The following is a 16,899-nucleotide window of genomic DNA, read 5'->3' as shown; positions in this document are numbered from 1 at the left end:
CAGGTTGCCGACACGCACGAGGTAGCGGTGCCCGCACGGGCGCTCGACGCCCTTGTGCGAGTAAGTGCGGCAACAGACCACCTCGACGGCTAGAGCGCCGACCCGCCCTTCTCGCACCTCTCGCTCGGTGCGTGGCAGGCGTAGGCCCGTGTCGATCACCACCAGGTCGCCGAAGCGTGCGCCCACGAGCGGCACGACCGGCGCCGTCATCGCTTCCCCGCCTGCGACGCGACGACCAGCTCGCTGAGCGCCCGCCACTTCGGCACGCCCTGTTCCTCGGCCAGCGCGCTCACGATGCGGTCGGCGTCCGGGGTCAGCGACACCCGACCGATCTCGATGCGCGCGCGGCTTCCCGGTCGCCCGGTGCTCTCACGCCACAGCACCTTGTAGTGCGACAAGCACAGCGGCCCGGCGCCCTCGGTCGGCCCGCGGCCACCCTTCGAGTACGCGGGCTCGTTGCAGGCTCCGTGACCGCAGCGCTGCACGCCGCTGTCGTCGTTGAACTTGCTGTCAGTGTTCGTGGTGTCGGTCATCGACCGCTCTCCTTCGTATGCGCCCCTGACGGGCTTTCCTCCTTGCCTCTCTCCGTCGCCTACTGCTCTTGCGTTCTTCCCGGCGATACGGCTACGCACTGCCGTCCCACCGTCCGCCCCGACCGTCCGCCCACCCTCTAGGGGTGGGACGGACTCGGGACCGTCTGGACCGTCTGCCCTTGTGAGACAGGGGCTAGACGGTCGTCGGTGACCGTCCGACGGGCCGTCCGACGGCCGTCTCGACCGTCCGGCGAATCGCGCTCACTTCTGATCGCCACCTCTGGCCACCCAGGCTTCCCACGCGTTCTTCGCCCGCTCGGCGCCCCACTTCATGCGCTGGCGCACATCCCATGCGGAGCCCGGCGCAGGGCGGAGAGCATCGAGCTTCGCGGCGTCGTCACCACCTCCGCTTGCTGGGGCCTCAGCGCCGAACGGCGCGACGAACTCCCACCCGGCGTTTCCCTCGATGTCGCCGTACAGCTCGAAGGTTGCGGCGCGCGGCTCCTTGCCCGGTCCCGACACCTCGCGGAGCGACCCGTGACGATCCTTGATGACGAGCAGATCGGCACGGCCGCCCTTGCCGGGTGCGAACTCGCGCTGGCGCACCACGCGCAACAGGGCGCCGTCGACAGCGCGCTTCTTCGCTGTCGACCCGGATGCGCCGTAGTCGCGACTCTCCTTGCCCTTCGCCAGGTGATCGATGACGAGCACCGCTGCACCCAGCGACGCCAGCCGTGCCGAGGTCGCACGCATGACCGGCGTCACCTCGTTGTCACGATCGGCGTTAACGGAGAACATGCCGAAGATCTCGCCCTGAGAGTCCAGCACTGCGAGCGTCGGTCGCCAGGTCGCGGCGTCCTCGATCGCTCCCAGCAGGTCGGCTCGATCCTCCGGCGTCACGAGTCGGAAGCAGTCTCGGTCCTCGAGCAGCTCCCCCGGCACGCCGAAGGTCTCCTCGAGCCTCGCCACCGTGGCCGCCTCGCCGTTGTAGTCGGCATCCACCCACAGCACCGAACCGCCCGAGCACAGCACCTCAGCCGCCACGGCCGCCGAGACCAGGGTCTTGCCGCCCTCGGGGTCGCCCAGCAACACGTTCACCGCGGCCGGGTACAGCAACGCAGCGCCATCGGTGCGCCGGCCAATGGTCGGGCGCGGACGCTCGACACCCTCGGCACGCAGGGCCGCAACGTCGGCGTAGAGCGAGCGACCCGACGCCTCGGTCAGGGCTCGGTCGAGCTTGTCTTTCGCGTGCCGCTCCTCGGCGGCGTCACGAGCGCGCAGGCGCTCGAGTTCACGCTGCGTCGCTGCCTCTTGGCGATGCCATCCTGCGATCCCCAGCTCGTCCGCCTCGGCGTCGCTGATCGTGTCGAGTCGCCACCCGAGGCGAGCCCAGCGGATGGCTGCGCTCACGTCCTGCGACCAGGACCGGCAGTAGGCCGCCTCGAAGTCGGGGTCGCCGAGTTCAGGCATCCCGTCCAGCAGGGCGACGGCGAGCTGCCCGGTGCGCCAGTCGTAGGGGCGGAACCAGTCGCCACGTCCGACGGCGGCGATAGCGGCGTGATTCGACTCGGCGCGTTCGCGCTCGAGCTTCGCCGCCCGTTCGGCCTTCTCGGCCGCCCAGCGTGTCAGCCACTGCTCGGCGCTCAGACCTGCGGGATCGAACTTTTCCGCGAGGCGTGCTTCCTCCGCAAGATCGGCAGGCTCGCTCGCGACATCTTCCGCCCGACAGAGTGCGTCGAGAGACTCGAGATCACCTGCCTCGAGTGTCGTGATCTCGAGGTGGATCGGGTTCTCTTGATCGTTCATGCCGCGACGGTACATCCGCGCACCGCCATATATGCGTCTAACGGAATCACTTACGGCGTGTCATCACATATCCGCAGGTAAATACCTGTTCAGGACGCATATTAGCAAGGTTCGGATCACTAATCGGCCGTATCGAGAAGCTCCATCGAGCGCCGCTCTCGCCGCTCGATCACGATCGGTCGGCCCGTCGAAGCAGGCTGAACGGTAATGGTCAGAGCCGAGCGGATCAGAGCGCGACGCTGGTCGATCGGGCGCCTGCGCCACTCGAGCGCAAACTCCTCTACGGCGTCCTCGTAGAACTCCCGCCCGGCCGCCCACGAGCCAGCCATGCCCGCGAGAGTGTCGAGCAGCGCGGACTCGGCGTCGGCCGCGATGAGGGCGTCGAGGCGTGCCTGCACGGCGTCCGCTTGCTCCCCGAGTTCGCGGATGCGCGCGAGGCCCGCGGGCACATCGGCGCCCGGCTCCTCGATGACCTGCTGCGCGATCGAGCGCCGGCGCAGGATCTCTTCGCGTTCGGCTCGCAGGGCGCTCATGCTCTCGTCCGGCCGCGACACCTCACGCCCCTGCCGCTGCGTCAGCTCCTCGAACATGGCGGTTTCGACCGCGCGCTCGAGCTTGTGGCGCCTAATCTGCGGGTGCGCGCCGCCGCCCTTCCGATCACACCGGTAGAGCTGGACGGTCACGCCCCGCTGCTTATTCGCCCCCGAGCGCATCGGCTCGTCGCAGACCGCGCATCGCGCGATCCCCGCGAGCACCGCAGAGCGCACCCGCGTGCCTGGTCCTCGACGACGACCCGGGTCGCGAAGGATGGCGCCCACCGCGTCGAACGTCTCGGGGTCGACGAGGGCGGTGATCTGGCTCTTCGGTTGCGGCTTGCCGTCTCGAAGCAGGATCCCGGCGCTCGACGGCCTCAGAAGTAGCTGTCGGAGCGTCTGCACGCTCCACTCACGGCCGCGCGAGGTGAGCACGCCCTGATCGGTCAGGGACCGAGCCACGGCCCCCAGAGAGGCGCCAGCGAGCACCTCGGCATATGCCCAGCGCACGCGCTCCGCTTCGGACTCACGAGGGGTCATCCGGTCAAGTTCGAACCCGAACGGCCGGTTGCCGCTGAGCGGCAGGCCCGACGCCACTCGGTGGGCATTCTTGGCCCGCTGGCGGGCGACCTTCTGCTCGCCCTCGTAGGTAGACCACGCCGCGATGGTGCGCGCCACGGCACGCCCCGCCGGGGTCGCCAGGTCGAGCGTGCCCGCCGAGACCGTGTAGATCGGCACGTCCAGCGCGATCACTCGCTCGAGGTCAGCGGTCAGCCGCAGAAGGCGGTCCTGGTGCCACGCGATGATGCTCGGCGGTGCGTCCGAGAGCAGACGTTCGAACTGCGGCCGCACCCGTCCCGATGTCGCCGACACGTCGTTGTCGACGTACTCGCGAGAAACGGTGAGCCCGAGTTCCTTCGCCAGCCTGCGGCACTCCTGGCGCTGCACATCGACGTTGGTCGCCTCGCCGGTTCGGTCCTCCGAGATGCGAAGGTAGATCGCTGCTTGACCCTGCATGCTCCTATGTATATAACAGGCAATCCGCTGTTGAGCGCGATGAGCAGGTCGAGGGCCTCGGCCTCGCGCACCTCTCCGACCACGAGACGGTCGGGGCGCATGCGCAGCGACTCCTTGATCAGGCGCCGCAGCGTCACCTCGCCCGATCCTTCGAGACTCGGTTGACGACATTGCAGCGCGACCGTGTCGGGAGCGTCGACGTCGAGCTCGAAGGTCTCCTCGACCGTGACGATGCGCTCGGCATCCGGCACCTCGTTGAGCAGCGCGCCGAGAAGGGTCGTCTTGCCGCTCTGCGTCGCCCCGGAGACGAGGATGTTGAGACCCGCGAGCACCGCCAGCCGCAGGAAGTCGGCGGCCGGCGCCGTGACCGAGCCCAGCTCGAGAAGGCGATCGAGGCCTCGGATGGAGCGCTGGAACTTGCGGATGTTCACCGACCAGTGCCGCGAGGTGATGTCGGGGATGACGACGTGGATGCGCGATCCGTCGGGAAGGGAGGCCTCGACGAAGGGGCTCGACAGGTCGACACGCCGGCCGGTCGGGTGCAGCATCCGCTCGACCAGTCGCCGCACCTCGGCGGCGTCGAGCACGAGCGGCACCCGTTGGCTCACGCCGGCCCGTGCGACGAAGATGCGGTCGGGTGCGTTGATCCAGATCTCCTCGATCTCGGGATCGTCGAGGAACGGCTGCAGCGCCCCGTAGCCGGTGAGCGTCGCGACGACCTCCGCGGCGACGGCGCGCTCGTCGACCAGCAGCGGCGCCGAGCCGCCGAGTGCCCTCTCGCTGTAGCGCCGTACCTCGTCGCGCACGTAGCGCGCCGCCAGGGACCCGTCGTCACCGAGGTCGATCCCCTCGCGGCGCACGCGCGACCGCACGCGCTCGGTGATCAGGGCGATGGGCGACTCCACTCGCTCAGCATGGCGAGAGCGGGCGGATGCCGTCGCAAGTTGTCCACAGGGGGCCGGCGCGTGCGAGCATGGCGGCGATGGCATCCGAGATCGACCCGCCGGCGCAGCCGGGCGTGACGGCGACCCCCGCCACACGGTCCGCCGAGAAGCAGGCCCGCGCCGCCGAGCAGCAGGCCCGGGCCGAGCAGACGCTGCAGCGCATCTTCGCGGGCGGCGACCTCGGGGCCGAGACGCTCGCGCTGTCGAACCGCTTCACCGATGAGACCTCGGCGCGCTGGCTGCGTCGGCTCCGTCGACGTCCGTCACGGGCCGAGGCGACCGAGCGCCAGCATGGATCCGACCGCCGAGCACCCGGCGACGACGCGGACGGCCCCGCGCCCGCCTGAGCGTCACACCGCTGCGGCGCGCGCCCAAAGGTGCTGCATGAGATACGAGCGCCAGGGCCGGAACGCCTCCGCGAAGCGGAGCACCGCGGCGGGATCCCACTGCTCGGCGCCCAGCCGGCGCAGACCCAGCCGCACCGCGGAGTCGCCGGGCAAGGCGATGTCGGGTGAGCCGTGGATGCGGAGCGCCAGATAGTCGGCCGTCCACGGCCCGATGCCGCGTAGGGCGATGAGCTGTGCCCGCAGCCCCGCGGGATCGGCGGGCACGTCGAGCGTGAGCCGCAGCCCGCCGGAGTCGATCGCGGCCGCGGCGCCGCGCAGGGTCGCACGGCGCGACTCGGGGCCGCGCAGCAGCTCGGCGCCGCCCGCGAGCAGTTCGCGCGCGGTGGGGAACAGTCGCGTGATCGCGCCATCGGGTCGGGCGAGGGCCGAGCCGCTCGCGGCGATCTCACGCAGGTGCCCCTGTGCCGCGACGACCGAGATCTGCTGGCCGACGATCGCGCGCACCAGCATCTCCTCGGCGTCGAGCGAGCCCGGGATGCGGATGCCGGGGCGCGCCGCGACGAGCGGCGCCAGCGCAGGCTCGCGCGACAGCACGCCGTCGATCTCGTCGGCCGGCGCATCCAGGTCGAACAGGCGGCGCACGCGCCGCTCGATCTCCGCATGCAGAACGGGATCGTCCGTGTTCGAGATCACGACGATCCGGCGGGATGCGGCGCGGGTGTCGTCGGCCGGCCGAGGACGGTCGACGACCTCGACCTCGGGGATGACCTCGACCCCAGCGATGACCTCGACCCCGTCGATCCGCAGTGCGCGGCGGTAGTGCCGCTCGCCGACCTCTTCGATGCCCGGGATCGCCCGCACCCGCACGAAGTCGAGCACCCCGTCGAGGTCGAGACGGGCGTCGACGGTCAGTTCGGTGCGCACGACACGATCCTGCCGGGCGCCGCAGACATCCGGTGACCCGACTCCCCTGCAGGTTCGGCGGGTTCGAGGAGTCGGACCACCGGATGCGCTGAGCGAAGCATGCGCGCGCAGCGCCGCGACGGGCAAGCGATCGGCGACAGAATCACCCCCTCGCGGGCCGACGCCGGTCGTCGGCCCGGCTCGGGTCCGAGGCCGTCCGCCCTAGACTGAGCGCGCTCGCGGGAGTGGTGAAACCGGTAGACACGCAGGATTTAGGTTCCTGTGCCGAGAGGCGTGTGGGTTCGAGTCCCACCTTCCGCACCGCATAGCCACGGCATAGCCGGCGCAGGGCGGCCGCAGAGCCGCACCCGTCATCCTCATCGCACGATCCCGCCGCTCCGCGCGGCGGCCGAGCCGAGGAGACCGACATGGCGCACCGCATCCCCGAGCCCGAGCAGACCCCCGACGGCCCCGCCTACGAGGGGCGCCTGCTGGCGCGGCCCGATGAGGAGGTCGTCGACCAGGGCCCGGGTTTCGACCTGCGCACCCTGATGAGCCGGCGCGCCATCTTCAGCGTCGCGGGTCTCGGCCTCGGCGCGACCGTGCTCGCCGCGTGCACGAGCACCGCGTCCTCCGGCGGCAGCTCGACGAGCGGCAGCGGCACGGCGAGCGCCTCGCCGTCGGCGACCGCGACGGCGAGCGGCGCTCTGCCGTCGGCGGAGATCCCCGATGAGACCGCCGGCCCCTACCCGGGCGACGGCTCCAACGGCCCGGATGTGCTCGAGGAGTCGGGCATCGTGCGCTCCGACCTGCGCACGAGCATCGGGTCGAGCACCGCGGTCGACGGCGTGCCGCTGACCTTCACGTTCCGCATCACCGATCAGGCGAATGGCGACACGCCCTTCGCGGGCGTCGCCGTCTACGCGTGGCACTGCGACGCTCAGGGCCGCTACTCCCTGTACTCCGACGGCGTGACCGACGAGAACTGGCTGCGCGGCGTGCAGGTCGCCGACGCCGACGGACAGGTCACTTTCACCTCGATCGTGCCCGGCTGCTATTCGGGCCGCTGGACGCACATCCACTTCGAGGTCTACCCGACCGTCGCCGACATCACGGACGCTGGCAACGCGATCGCGACCTCGCAGATGGCCTTCCCCGAGAGCATCCTCACGACGGTCTACCAGCGCTCGGCCTACGACGGATCGACCCGCAACCTGTCGCAGATCACGCTCGCCAGCGACAACGTCTTCGGCGACGACGGCGCGGCACTGCAGATGGCCACGATCACCGGGGATGCGGACGCCGGTTACGCCGCCGCGCTCACGGTGCGGGTCGACACCTCGACGACGCCGAGCGCCGGCGCGGCTCCCGGCGGTGGCGGCGGTCCGCGCTGAGGGTCGTGCGCCTCGCCGCAGTTCGCCGCGATGACGGCCGCGACGCCGCCCGCGTACGTCTCCGGGATGACATTCGCCACCTCGGTGTCTCCCCTGGGCTCGCTCGGAGGCTGCGACGAGTAATCTGACCTCACCATCCGCCGATCGCTGCGGCGACCGACGCCTTCGGAGCTCTCGTGATTCCTCCCATCCACACCGGCCTGATCCCGTTCCTCGACCCCGAGAACCTGATCGACATCGCGGGCCCGTGGGCTCTTCTCGTGGTCTGCCTGATCGTCTTCGCCGAGACCGGGCTGCTGGTCGGCTTCGTGCTGCCCGGCGACACCCTGCTCGTGATCACCGGCCTGCTGACGTTCAGCGGAACGATGGGCGATGACGCTCACGGGATCAAGATCCCGATCTACTTCGTCGCTCTCGCGATCGCGTTGGCCGCTTTCCTCGGTGGTGAAGCGGGGTATCTGATCGGCCACCGAGCAGGGCCGCGCATCTTCGAGCGCAAGGAGAGCGGACTCTTCAGCCGCGAGAACGTCGAGCGCACCAACAAGTTCTTCGAGCGGTTCGGGCCGTTCGCGGTCATCGCCGCACGCTTCGTGCCGATCGTGCGCACCTTCGCTCCGGTCGCCGCCGGTGTCGGGCACATGAGCTATCGGCGCTACTCGCTGTTCAACGCGATCGGTGCGCTGATCTGGGGTGCGGGACTGACCACCTTCGGCTTTCTTCTGGGCTTCGTGCCGCCGATCGCCGACTTCGTGAAGAACTACATCGACGTCATCCTCATCGCTGCTGTGCTCGTCGCGATCGTCCCGACGGCGTTCCACACGATCCAGTCGTTCCGCAAGGCGAAGAAGGCGCGTCTGGCTGGTGCCGAGTCGGCGCTCTCCGGCGAGTCGCTCAGCCTGAAGCTCGACGACGACGGAGCCCCGAAGTCCTGACGCCGGGCGCCTGACGCCGCGGTTCAGCCGCCCGCGAGCAGCAGCACCACCAGCACCACGTTGAGGGTGCTGAGCAGCGCGACGGCGGCGATCGCCAGCACGGTCGTCCACCAGCGGTTGACCGCACCCCCGAGCACGGAGCGGCGCGAGGTCAGCACCGCGAGCGGGATGAGCGCGAAGGGGATGCCGAACGACAGCACGACCTGCGAGATCACGAGGGCGAGGGTCGGCTCGACCCCGCTGGCGATGATCGCGAGCGCCGGGATGAGGGTGACCGCGCGACGAGCCAGCAGCGGGATGCGCACTCGCAGCAGGCCGCGCATGATCTCGGCTCCGGCGTAGGCGCCCACCGAGCTCGAGGCGAGGCCGGAGGCGAGCAGTCCGACCGCGAAGAGGGTCGCGACGACGGGTCCGAGCGCGTCGCGCAGCGCAGCGTGGGCGCCCTCGAGCGTCTCCGTGTCGCCGACGCCCTGCAGCGTCGCGGCGGCGAGCACGAGGATCGCGACGTTGATCGTGCCGGCGATCGCGAGCGCGACGGTGACGTCGACGCGGGTGGCGCGCAGCACGCGCGGCAGCCGCGCCGGCTCGACCGCGCCGAAGCGATCGCGGGTGAGGGCCGAGTGGGCGTAGATCGCGTGCGGCATGACGGTCGCTCCGAGCACGGATGCCGCAAGCAGCACCGAGTCGGCATCGGCGAAGCGCGGCACGAGTCCGCCGAGCACGCCGCCGGCCGAGGGCGGCGCCACGACCACGCCGGCGCAGAACCCGATGCCGATGACCGCGACGAGCCCGATGACGATCCGCTCGAACGACCGGCCGCGACCCGCGCCGTGCAGGGCGAGCAGCAGCAGCGAGACCGCACCGGTGATGAGTCCGCCGGCGAGCAGGGGCAGCCCGAAGAGCAGGTTGAGCGCGATCGCCCCGCCGACGATCTCGGCGACGTCGGTCGCCATCGCGACGACCTCCGCCTGAAGCCAGTAGGCGCGGCGCGCCCACGGAGAGCGGAGTCGCTGTCCGAGGATGCTGGGCAGGCTCTCGCCCGTGACGAGTCCGAGCTTGGCCGAGAGGTACTGCACCAGCCAGGCGATCAGGTTGGCGCCGACGACGACCCAGACGAGCAGGTAGCCGTAGCGGGCGCCGGCGCTCATGTTGCTCGCGACATTGCCGGGGTCGAGGTAGGCGACTCCGGCGACCAGGGCGGGTCCGATCAGCAGGATCAGCCGACTCGGGGGCGGGGTGGCGGCGCCAGGACCGGTCGACGCCCCGCGGCGCGAGCGCGTGCCTCGGGAGGAGACGGCTCGGGTCGCGCTCATGGGGCCTCGCAGTGCTTTTCGGTCAACCGAAATCATTTTTTCGGTGGACCGAAACTATCACTCCGCGCCAGCGACGACCACCCAGATCGCGTTCTCCGCACCCGACGACAAGTCGCCCGCGCGCACGGAGGAATCGAGGCCGACCCCGCGGTCGGCCAGCTCGCGCAGCACGGCCGGATCCTCGTCGCTGATCCGCACCACCGCCCCGCTGACTCCGCGGGTCAGCTCGGCGAGCAGCAGCCCGCTCGTCGCCGGAACCGCCCCGGCCGCATCCGGGATCGGGTCGCCGTGCGGATCGCGCGCCGGATGGCCCAGCCGCGCGTCGATCAGGTCGAGCATCCGGTCGCTCAGCGCGTGCTCGAGCACCTCAGCCTCGTCGTGCACCTCGTCCCAGCCGTAGCCGTACTCCCGCACGAGCCAGGTCTCCACCAGCCGATGCCGCCGCACCATCCGCAGCGCTTCCGCCTCCCCCGCCGCCGTGAGCGCGATGGCGCCGTAGCGGGGATGCTCGACGAGCCCCTGCGCCATGAGTCGCTTCACGGTCTCGGTCACCGACGACGGCGCCAGTCCGAGCCGCTCCCCCAGTCGCTTCGGGGTGATCGGCTCGTCCTGCCACTCGGTGTGGCTGTAGATGACCTTGAGGTAGTCCTCGACGACCTGGCTCGGCGTGCGCGCGACGCGCGTCACGCCGCCATCTCCGCTGCCGGGGCTCACGCGTCCAGGGTAGAGCGCACGAATCCGATCAGCGCGCCGAATGCCTGCGCTCGGTGGCTCACCGCGTTCTTCTCGTCGGCGGTCAGCTCGGCGGCGCTGCGGGTCTCGCCCTCGGGCCGGAAGATCGGGTCGTAGCCGAAGCCGCCGACGCCGGCCGCCTCCGTCAGCACCTCGCCCGGCCAGCGGCTCTCCTCGACGTGCTCGACCGTTCCGCCCTCGCCGGGCAGCACGAAGGCCGCGGCGCACACGAACGACGCTCGACGGTCGGTCTCCCCCTCGAGATTCGTCAGCAGCAGGCGCAGGTTGTCGCCGTCGTCGCGGGTGCCGGCGTAGCGCGCCGAGTAGATGCCGGGCGCGCCGCCCAGCGCATCCACCGCGATCCCGGAGTCGTCGGCGATCGCCGGCAGACCCGTGTGCTCGGCCGCCGCCCGCGCCTTGATGAAGGCGTTCGCCGCGAAGGTGTCGCCGTCTTCGACCGGCTCGGGGCCGTCGTAGGCCACGAGCTCGTGCTCGCCGAGTCGGTCGCCGAGGATGCGCTGCAGCTCCTCGACCTTGTGGGCATTGTGGGTCGCGAGCACGATCTGCATGTCAGCTGACGATCCGGCCGAGCGCCTCGGCGATCGCGTCGCCCTCGAGTCCCAGGGCGGCGCGCTGCAGGCGGGTCAGCTCGGCCGTGCCGGCGAGGCCCAGCTCCAGCAGGCGGTCGAGCTCGGCCTTGTCGAAGGGCGCGCCCTCGGCGGTGCCCTGCACCTCGACGAAGAGACCGCGTCCAGTCGCCACGATGTTCATGTCGGTCTCGGCCGTCGAGTCCTCGGTGTACATGAGGTCGAGCAGCGGCTCGCCCTTGACGATGCCGACGCTGATCGCCGACACCGAGTCGGTGAGGGCGACGGCCTTCTTGCCGATGAAGCCCTTCTCGCGGCCCCATTCGATCGCATCGGCCAACGCCACGTAGGCGCCGGTGATCGCCGCGGTGCGGGTTCCGCCGTCGGCCTGCAGCACGTCGCAGTCGAGCACGATCGTGTTCTCGCCGAGCGCCTTGGTGTCGATCACGGCGCGCAGGCTGCGGCCGATGAGGCGCGAGATCTCGTGCGTGCGGCCGCCGATCTTGCCCTTCACCGCCTCGCGGTCCATGCGGTCGTTGGTCGAGCGCGGCAGCATCGAGTACTCGGCGGTCACCCAGCCGCGCCCCTTGCCCGTGAGCCAGCGCGGCACGCCGTTCGTGAACGAGGCGGCGCAGAGCACCTTGGTGCGGCCGAAGGAGATCAGCGCGCTGCCCTCGGCCTGCTCGCTCCATCCGCGCTCGATCGTGACCGGGCGCAGCTGGTCGTGCGCGCGGCCGTCGGCGCGGGGTCCGGTTGCGGTGCTGTCGGTCATCGGGGTCCTTCCGGTTGCGGGATGCGGTGGATCGGGATCGTGCCGGTCTCGAAGGTCTCGACATGCGTGACCTCGGGGCCGAGGAAGCGAGCGGCCAGACGGCGGAAGCCGGCCTCGTCGGCGCCGGTGGCCTCGAACTCGCGGGTCGCCGGGGCGGCATCGCCGGTCGCCGCGATGTCGTGCGAGACGAGCACGCGGTAGAGGTCGGCGGCGGTCTCGTCGGCGCTCGAGACGAGCGTGACGTCGGGGCCCATGACGTAGGAGATCGCGGCGGCCAGCAGCGGGTAGTGGGTGCAGCCGAGCACGAGCGTGTCGACGCCGGCGTCGCGCAGCGGCGCGAGGTACTGCTCGGCGATCGCGAAGAGCTCGGGTCCGCTCGTCACGCCGGCCTCGACGAACTCGACGAAGCGCGGGCAGGCGGCGGTCGTGAGGCGGATGTGCGCGGCGGCTGCGAACGCGTCCTCGTAGGCGCGCGACTTGATCGTGCCCTCGGTGCCGATCACGCCGATGTGCCCGTTGCGGGTGTTGCGCACGGCGGCGCGGACGGCCGGCTGGATGACCTCGATCACCGGGATGCCGTAGCCCTGTTCGAAGCGCTCGCGCGCATCCCGCAGCATGGCGGCGGAGGCGGTGTTGCAGGCGATCACCAGGGCCTTGACCCCGCGGGCGACCAGGTCGTCGAGCACCTCGAGCGCGTAGCGGCGCACGTCGGCGATCGGCTTCGGACCGTAGGGGCTGTGCGCGGTGTCGCCGACATAGAGCATGGATTCGCGCGGCAGCTGATCGAGGATCGCGCGCGCCACCGTGAGGCCGCCGACTCCGCTGTCGAACACGCCGATCGGGGCGTCGGGCACGGGAGCGGGTGTCACGTCATCCGAGCCTAGTCGTCGGCTCCCGCGCCCCGACCGATCGCGTTCCGCGTGCCGTGCGCACCGCGGACCGCGCGTTCTAGGCTCAGCCCATGACCAGCGCGCTGCTGACCGACCGCTACGAGCTCACGATGATCGACGCGGCGCTGCGCGACGGTCGGCACCGGCGCTCGAGCGTCTTCGAGCTGTTCGCCCGCCGCCTCCCTGCCGGTCGCCGCTACGGCGTCGTCGCCGGAACCGGGCGCTTCCTCGAGCTGCTGCGCGACTTCCGCTTCGGCGCGGCCGAGCTCGACTGGCTCCGCCATGAGAACGTCGTCTCGCCCGCGACCGTCGACTTCCTCGCCGACTTCCGCTTCACCGGCCAGGTGCACGGCTATCGCGAGGGCGACCTCTACTTCCCCGGCTCGCCGCTGCTCGTCGTCGAGGGCGGCTTCGCCGAGGCCGTCGTCGTGGAGACGCTCGCGCTCAGCGTCTTCAACTACGACTCGGCCGTGGCGAGCGCCGCCGCCCGCATGGTCTCCGCCGCCGACGGACGCCCGCTCGCCGACATGGGATCGCGTCGCACCGGTGAGCGCTCCGCGGTCGCCGCCGCCCGCGCCGCCTTCATCGCCGGTTTCGGCGCGACCAGCAACCTCGAGGCCGGCCGCACCTGGGGCATCCCCACGATGGGCACCGCGGCGCACGCGTTCACGCTCCTGCACGACAGTGAAGAGCAGGCGTTCCAGGCCCAGATCGACGCCCTGGGCGTCGGCACGACGCTGCTCGTCGACACCTACGACATCACCGAGGGCGTCGCGACGGCCGTGCGCGTCGCCGGCCCCGAGCTCGGCGCGGTGCGGATCGACTCCGGCGATCTCGCCCCGACCGTCGCCGCCGTGCGCGCCCAGCTCGACGCCCTCGGCGCGACCGGCACGCGGATCACGGTGACGAACGACCTCGACGAGTTCGCGATCGCCGGCCTGCGCTCCGCGCCGGTCGACTCCTACGGCGTCGGCACGGCGCTCGTGACCGGCTCGGGAGCCGTCGCCGCCGGCATGGTCTACAAGCTGGTCGCCCACCACGACGGCGCGGGCGGCTGGGTGAGCGTCGGCAAGAAGTCCGAGGCGAAGGCGACCGTCGGCGGACGCAAGCAGCCGGTGCGCCGACTCGTCGACGGCGTGGCCGTCGAGGAGACGATCTACGTCGAGGATCCGCCGGTCGGCGCCGAGGCGGGTCGAGCGCTGCTGGTCGAACTCGTGCGCGACGGCGTCGTCGACGAGGATGCGCTGGGTGCGGCCGGCACGCTGCGGGCGCGACAGCACCACGCGACCGCGATCGCCGAGCTGCCCATCGAGGCGCAGTCCCTCGGTCGTGGCGACGCCGCCATCCCGACCGTCTACCGCTGACGAGCGCTGAGCCCGGCCGAGCTGCTCACCCGCAGCCCGCATCCGATCTCGGCCGATCAGCGGGTCAGTGCTTCATCCGCTCGTAGATGCGCTGGCAGTCGGGGCAGACCGGGAACTTCTCCGGGTCGCGGCCCGGGATCCACTTCTTCCCGCAGAGAGCCTTGACCGGCTTGCCGGAGAGCGCCGACTCGAGGATCTTCTCCTTCTTGACGTAGTGGGAGAAGCGCTCGTGATCGCCTTCTTCGAGCTGCGCGTCTTCGAGCAGCTTCTCGAGCTCGCGGTCGAGCACGTCGATGCCGCCCGCGCCACCCTGATCGGGGTCCTGAGTTCTGCCCTGGAAGTCCACGGCCCTAGTTTCGCACGGAGAACGCGACCAGCTCAGGGCCGCGGCGTTCGAAGCTGCGGCCGCCGACCCAGATGCCGACCGCGGCGACCAGCACGCCGGCGCCGAGGCCCGCGACGAGCGCGACGAGATCCCACGGACCGCCCTGCTGGAACCAGAGCACGGTCGCGACGACGGCCGGCGCGAGCACGACCAGCACCGCGGCGAAGCTGAGGGTCTGCGCTCCGGCGCCGCTGCCCGAGCTCGACGGTGCCTCGAAGCCCTGCGCCCCGGGCGGCGGAGCCGCGTAGGGGAACCGCGCCGACACCGCGCTCGAGATGCCGATCCCTCCGAGCAGCGCGGCCGAGCCGAGCCCGATCAGCGGCAGCACGAGACCGGCGTCCCCGCCCGCGAGCGCGCTGAGCGGAACGCCGACGGCGAGCAGAACGACGCCGATCACGAACGGGGGGATGGCGCGGCCGAGACGATCCCAGACGCCGCGGACACCGGCGACTACATGGCTCCACACCGCGCTCGAGTCGAAGGCGACGTCGTTGTGCATCGTCGCCCAGCCGAGCACGATCAGCATCGCCGGAACCGGCACGAGCGCGAAGTACTCGGCGGGCACCTTGCCGACGACGCCGGCGACGAAGGTCACCAGCGGGATCACCGGCAGTACGATCAGCGAGACCCGATAACGGGGATCGCGCACCCAGTAGGCGGCGCTGCGCGCGGTGATCGCCGCGAGCCGACCGCTCGGCACGAAGCGGAAGGCGCCGAGCGCATCATCGACGACCTCCTCGGATCGCGGCGCACGACGACCGTGGAACTCCCGCTCGATGATCAGCCACCAGACCAGACCGAGCACCGCCACGACGCCGAGCCCGATCAGGATGACGCCCCACGGCGAACCGCCGTCGGCGACACGACCCGGCGCGTCCCAGAGCGCGCCGAACGGCGTGACCGCGAGGAGGTCGCCGACGGGGACGAGCGCGGCGCCGAGGTAGCGCGGGTCGGCGAGCGGCGGTGCGAGCAGCAGCGCGGCCGCGGCGAGCAGCACCACCGCGACCGCGACGCGCACGGGCGCGCCGTGCTCACGCCGGATCAGCCAGGCGCCGAGCGTCGATCCGAGGCGCACCAGCTGGAGGCCCAGCACGAGGAGGAGGATGCCCGCGATGATCGCGACGCCGACCGCCCCGGGGACCGCCGCCCATCCGCTGGAGACGATGACGGTGTACAGCACCAGCAGCACGGCCGGAAGCGAGAGCAGATCCGTCAGAGGCAGCGCCAGCGCGAGGAACCCCGGAGTGAGCCCGTAGCCCACGAACCCGCGGGCGTGCAGCGACTCGTCGCGCGCGGTCACCACGGGCAGCAGCAGAGCGATCAGGAGCACGAGGGCGCCCGCGGTCGTGACGGCGGGGCGGAAGATCCAGTCGTTCGCCCGGGCGAGACCGGCGATCTGCGCCGCGACGGCGGCGACGACCACGACCGACACCAGCGCGGTCGCGATCGACGCGATCGCTCCACGGGGTGTGCGCAGGCGGTTGCCGAGGAGGGTGATCCTCAGCCGGAGAAGCTCTGCAACCACTCCATGCCCTCCACTGCTCCGGCGCCGCCGGCGAGTTCGACGAAGCGGTCCTCGAGCGACATGCCGCCCAGCACCTCCCGCATCGGCCCGGATGCCAGCACCGATCCGGCCGCGATGATCGCGACCTCGTCGCAGACCCGCTCGATCAGATCCATGCTGTGGCTCGACAGCACGACCGTGCCGCCGGCCGCGGCGAAGCGACGCAGGATGCGGATGATCGCCGCCGTCGACACCGGGTCGACCGACTCGAACGGCTCGTCGAGCACGAGCAGGCGCGGGGCGTGGATCATCGCCGACGCGAGCGCGATCTTCTTGGTCATGCCGACCGAGTAGTCGGAGACAGGACGCGAGAGCGAGGCGGTCAGGCCGAAGGCGATCGCGAGGTCGCGGCTGCGGTGCGCGATCGTCGCGCGGTCGAGGCCGCGCAGCGATCCGGCGTAGTGCAGCAGCTGCGCACCGGTCAGGCGGTCGAAGAGGCGCAGGCGGTCGGGCAGCACGCCCATCCCGTCGGTGCGGGCGCGACGACCGGCCCAGACCTCGGCGCCGCGCACCTCGATCGCACCGGAGTCGGGCCGCAGCAGCCCGGTGATCATCGACAGCGTGGTCGTCTTGCCTGCGCCGTTGGGGCCGACGATGCCGAAGAACTTGCCGGCGTGAACGGTGAGGTCGACCGACTTGACGGCGTGCACCGAGCCGAAGCTCTTGGTCAGTCCGCGCACGGTGAGCGCGACCGCGGGCCCGGCCTCGGCATCGCCGGCGGCGGGCGTCAGCACGCCGTCGAGCACCGACTCGGCGACCGCGATGGTCGGGTCGAGCACCAGGTCGCGCTGGGCGACCGGCTCGTCGGCGAAGAGCGACGCCGGTACGGCGGCGCGCGCTTCCGGGGCCGGGGTCGGCGCGACGGGCGTGGAAGCGGAGGCGA

The 16,899-nt window shown here is 71.4% G+C and carries 16 protein-coding genes, 1 tRNA gene and 1 pseudogene; 5 read left to right on the top strand and 13 right to left on the bottom strand.

Annotation, left to right across the window (positions count from 1 at the left end; genetic code table 11):
• Nucleotides 1-206 precede the first annotated feature (206 nt).
• From FJ657_RS08555 to FJ657_RS08540, 4 genes and pseudogenes are all read right to left on the bottom strand, one after another.
• On the bottom strand, nucleotides 207-533 hold the full coding sequence (locus tag FJ657_RS08555; RefSeq protein ID WP_141163247.1) for a hypothetical protein: 327 nt from the start codon (nucleotides 531-533) through the stop codon (nucleotides 207-209).
• 261 nt (nucleotides 534-794) lie between these two features.
• Complete coding sequence (locus FJ657_RS08550) at nucleotides 795-2,339, bottom strand: AAA family ATPase (RefSeq protein WP_181408921.1); 1,545 nt, start codon at nucleotides 2,337-2,339, stop codon at nucleotides 795-797.
• A gap of 119 nt (nucleotides 2,340-2,458) precedes the next feature.
• Nucleotides 2,459-3,820, bottom strand: a complete 1,362-nt coding sequence (locus FJ657_RS08545) for a recombinase family protein (RefSeq protein ID WP_255447226.1) — start codon at nucleotides 3,818-3,820, stop codon at nucleotides 2,459-2,461.
• 104 nt (nucleotides 3,821-3,924) lie between these two features.
• Nucleotides 3,925-4,878: pseudogene (locus FJ657_RS08540) on the bottom strand (TadA family conjugal transfer-associated ATPase); the annotation flags it as partial.
• Here FJ657_RS08540 and FJ657_RS08535 point away from each other — a divergent pair.
• Nucleotides 4,872-5,180, top strand: coding sequence for a hypothetical protein (locus tag FJ657_RS08535; RefSeq protein ID WP_141163244.1), 309 nt, complete (start codon nucleotides 4,872-4,874; stop codon nucleotides 5,178-5,180). The pseudogene FJ657_RS08540 and the gene FJ657_RS08535 overlap by 7 nt on opposite strands.
• Nucleotides 5,181-5,183: 3 nt before the next feature.
• Here the strand turns inward: FJ657_RS08535 and FJ657_RS08530 are convergent, their stop codons facing one another.
• Nucleotides 5,184-6,104: an AlkA N-terminal domain-containing protein gene (locus FJ657_RS08530; RefSeq protein WP_181408920.1), complete on the bottom strand. Its 921-nt coding sequence runs from the start codon at nucleotides 6,102-6,104 to the stop codon at nucleotides 5,184-5,186.
• 218 nt (nucleotides 6,105-6,322) lie between these two features.
• Between FJ657_RS08530 and FJ657_RS08525 the strand changes: the two genes are divergently transcribed.
• The 3 genes from FJ657_RS08525 (at nucleotide 6,323) to FJ657_RS08515 (ending at nucleotide 8,409) form a co-directional block, all read left to right on the top strand.
• Nucleotides 6,323-6,404: transfer RNA gene (locus FJ657_RS08525), tRNA-Leu, on the top strand.
• A 107-nt stretch (nucleotides 6,405-6,511) separates the two neighbouring features.
• Nucleotides 6,512-7,477 carry an intradiol ring-cleavage dioxygenase gene (locus tag FJ657_RS08520; RefSeq protein ID WP_141163242.1) on the top strand — a complete coding sequence of 322 codons (966 nt, stop codon included), beginning with the start codon at nucleotides 6,512-6,514 and terminating at the stop codon, nucleotides 7,475-7,477.
• A gap of 188 nt (nucleotides 7,478-7,665) precedes the next feature.
• The gene (locus tag FJ657_RS08515) at nucleotides 7,666-8,409 is read left to right on the top strand and encodes a DedA family protein (protein WP_141163947.1); all 744 of its coding nucleotides are present in this window, start codon (nucleotides 7,666-7,668) and stop codon (nucleotides 8,407-8,409) included.
• Between the two features lie 23 nt (nucleotides 8,410-8,432).
• Here the strand turns inward: FJ657_RS08515 and FJ657_RS08510 are convergent, their stop codons facing one another.
• Genes FJ657_RS08510 through murI form a run of 5 tightly spaced genes read right to left on the bottom strand, consistent with a single transcriptional unit; the run spans nucleotide 8,433 to nucleotide 12,667 of the window.
• Nucleotides 8,433-9,722 (bottom strand): Nramp family divalent metal transporter, encoded by a 1,290-nt coding sequence (locus FJ657_RS08510; RefSeq protein ID WP_141163241.1) that lies wholly within the window; start codon nucleotides 9,720-9,722, stop codon nucleotides 8,433-8,435.
• A gap of 57 nt (nucleotides 9,723-9,779) precedes the next feature.
• Nucleotides 9,780-10,436: a metal-dependent transcriptional regulator gene (locus FJ657_RS08505; RefSeq protein WP_255447223.1), complete on the bottom strand. Its 657-nt coding sequence runs from the start codon at nucleotides 10,434-10,436 to the stop codon at nucleotides 9,780-9,782.
• Nucleotides 10,433-11,023: an RdgB/HAM1 family non-canonical purine NTP pyrophosphatase gene (gene rdgB / locus FJ657_RS08500; protein WP_141163240.1), complete on the bottom strand. Its 591-nt coding sequence runs from the start codon at nucleotides 11,021-11,023 to the stop codon at nucleotides 10,433-10,435. The genes FJ657_RS08505 and rdgB overlap by 4 nt, the downstream gene beginning before the upstream one ends.
• A 1-nt stretch (nucleotide 11,024) precedes the next feature.
• Nucleotides 11,025-11,813: a ribonuclease PH gene (rph, locus tag FJ657_RS08495; RefSeq protein ID WP_141163239.1), complete on the bottom strand. Its 789-nt coding sequence runs from the start codon at nucleotides 11,811-11,813 to the stop codon at nucleotides 11,025-11,027.
• Nucleotides 11,810-12,667: a glutamate racemase gene (gene murI / locus FJ657_RS08490; RefSeq protein ID WP_141163945.1), complete on the bottom strand. Its 858-nt coding sequence runs from the start codon at nucleotides 12,665-12,667 to the stop codon at nucleotides 11,810-11,812. The genes rph and murI overlap by 4 nt, the downstream gene beginning before the upstream one ends.
• A 107-nt stretch (nucleotides 12,668-12,774) precedes the next feature.
• Between murI and FJ657_RS08485 the strand changes: the two genes are divergently transcribed.
• Nucleotides 12,775-14,067 carry a nicotinate phosphoribosyltransferase gene (locus FJ657_RS08485; protein ID WP_141163238.1) on the top strand — a complete coding sequence of 431 codons (1,293 nt, stop codon included), beginning with the start codon at nucleotides 12,775-12,777 and terminating at the stop codon, nucleotides 14,065-14,067.
• A 64-nt stretch (nucleotides 14,068-14,131) separates the two neighbouring features.
• Here the strand turns inward: FJ657_RS08485 and FJ657_RS08480 are convergent, their stop codons facing one another.
• The 3 genes from FJ657_RS08480 to FJ657_RS08470 form a co-directional block, all read right to left on the bottom strand.
• Nucleotides 14,132-14,413, bottom strand: a complete 282-nt coding sequence (locus tag FJ657_RS08480) for a DUF3039 domain-containing protein (protein WP_141163237.1) — start codon at nucleotides 14,411-14,413, stop codon at nucleotides 14,132-14,134.
• 4 nt (nucleotides 14,414-14,417) lie between these two features.
• On the bottom strand, nucleotides 14,418-15,977 hold the full coding sequence (locus FJ657_RS08475; RefSeq protein ID WP_141163236.1) for a hypothetical protein: 1,560 nt from the start codon (nucleotides 15,975-15,977) through the stop codon (nucleotides 14,418-14,420).
• Nucleotides 15,953-16,899 (bottom strand): ABC transporter ATP-binding protein (locus FJ657_RS08470; protein ID WP_439653936.1); only part of this gene is annotated, 947 nt, incomplete at its 5' end. The genes FJ657_RS08470 and FJ657_RS08475, both read right to left, overlap by 25 nt.

It is taken from the genome of Schumannella soli (assembly GCF_006517435.1).
GTDB classification, from domain to species: domain Bacteria; phylum Actinomycetota; class Actinomycetes; order Actinomycetales; family Microbacteriaceae; genus Schumannella; species Schumannella soli.
Note: the sequence above shows the minus strand (reverse complement) of the source record. Positions and strands in the feature narration are given on the sequence as shown.

What these genes read in the sequence shown, in the direction of transcription:
- FJ657_RS08510 (WP_141163241.1), bottom strand. Translation starts at nt 9,722, where the DNA reads ATGAGCGCGACCCGAGCCGTCTCCTCCCGAGGCACGCGCTCGCGCCGC.
- FJ657_RS08550 (WP_181408921.1), bottom strand. Translation starts at nt 2,339, where the DNA reads ATGAACGATCAAGAGAACCCGATCCACCTCGAGATCACGACACTCGAG.
- FJ657_RS08520 (WP_141163242.1), top strand. Translation starts at nt 6,512, where the DNA reads ATGGCGCACCGCATCCCCGAGCCCGAGCAGACCCCCGACGGCCCCGCC.
- FJ657_RS08555 (WP_141163247.1), bottom strand. Translation starts at nt 533, where the DNA reads ATGACCGACACCACGAACACTGACAGCAAGTTCAACGACGACAGCGGC.
- FJ657_RS08485 (WP_141163238.1), top strand. Translation starts at nt 12,775, where the DNA reads ATGACCAGCGCGCTGCTGACCGACCGCTACGAGCTCACGATGATCGAC.
- rdgB (WP_141163240.1), bottom strand. Translation starts at nt 11,023, where the DNA reads ATGCAGATCGTGCTCGCGACCCACAATGCCCACAAGGTCGAGGAGCTG.
- rph (WP_141163239.1), bottom strand. Translation starts at nt 11,813, where the DNA reads ATGACCGACAGCACCGCAACCGGACCCCGCGCCGACGGCCGCGCGCAC.
- FJ657_RS08535 (WP_141163244.1), top strand. Translation starts at nt 4,872, where the DNA reads ATGGCATCCGAGATCGACCCGCCGGCGCAGCCGGGCGTGACGGCGACC.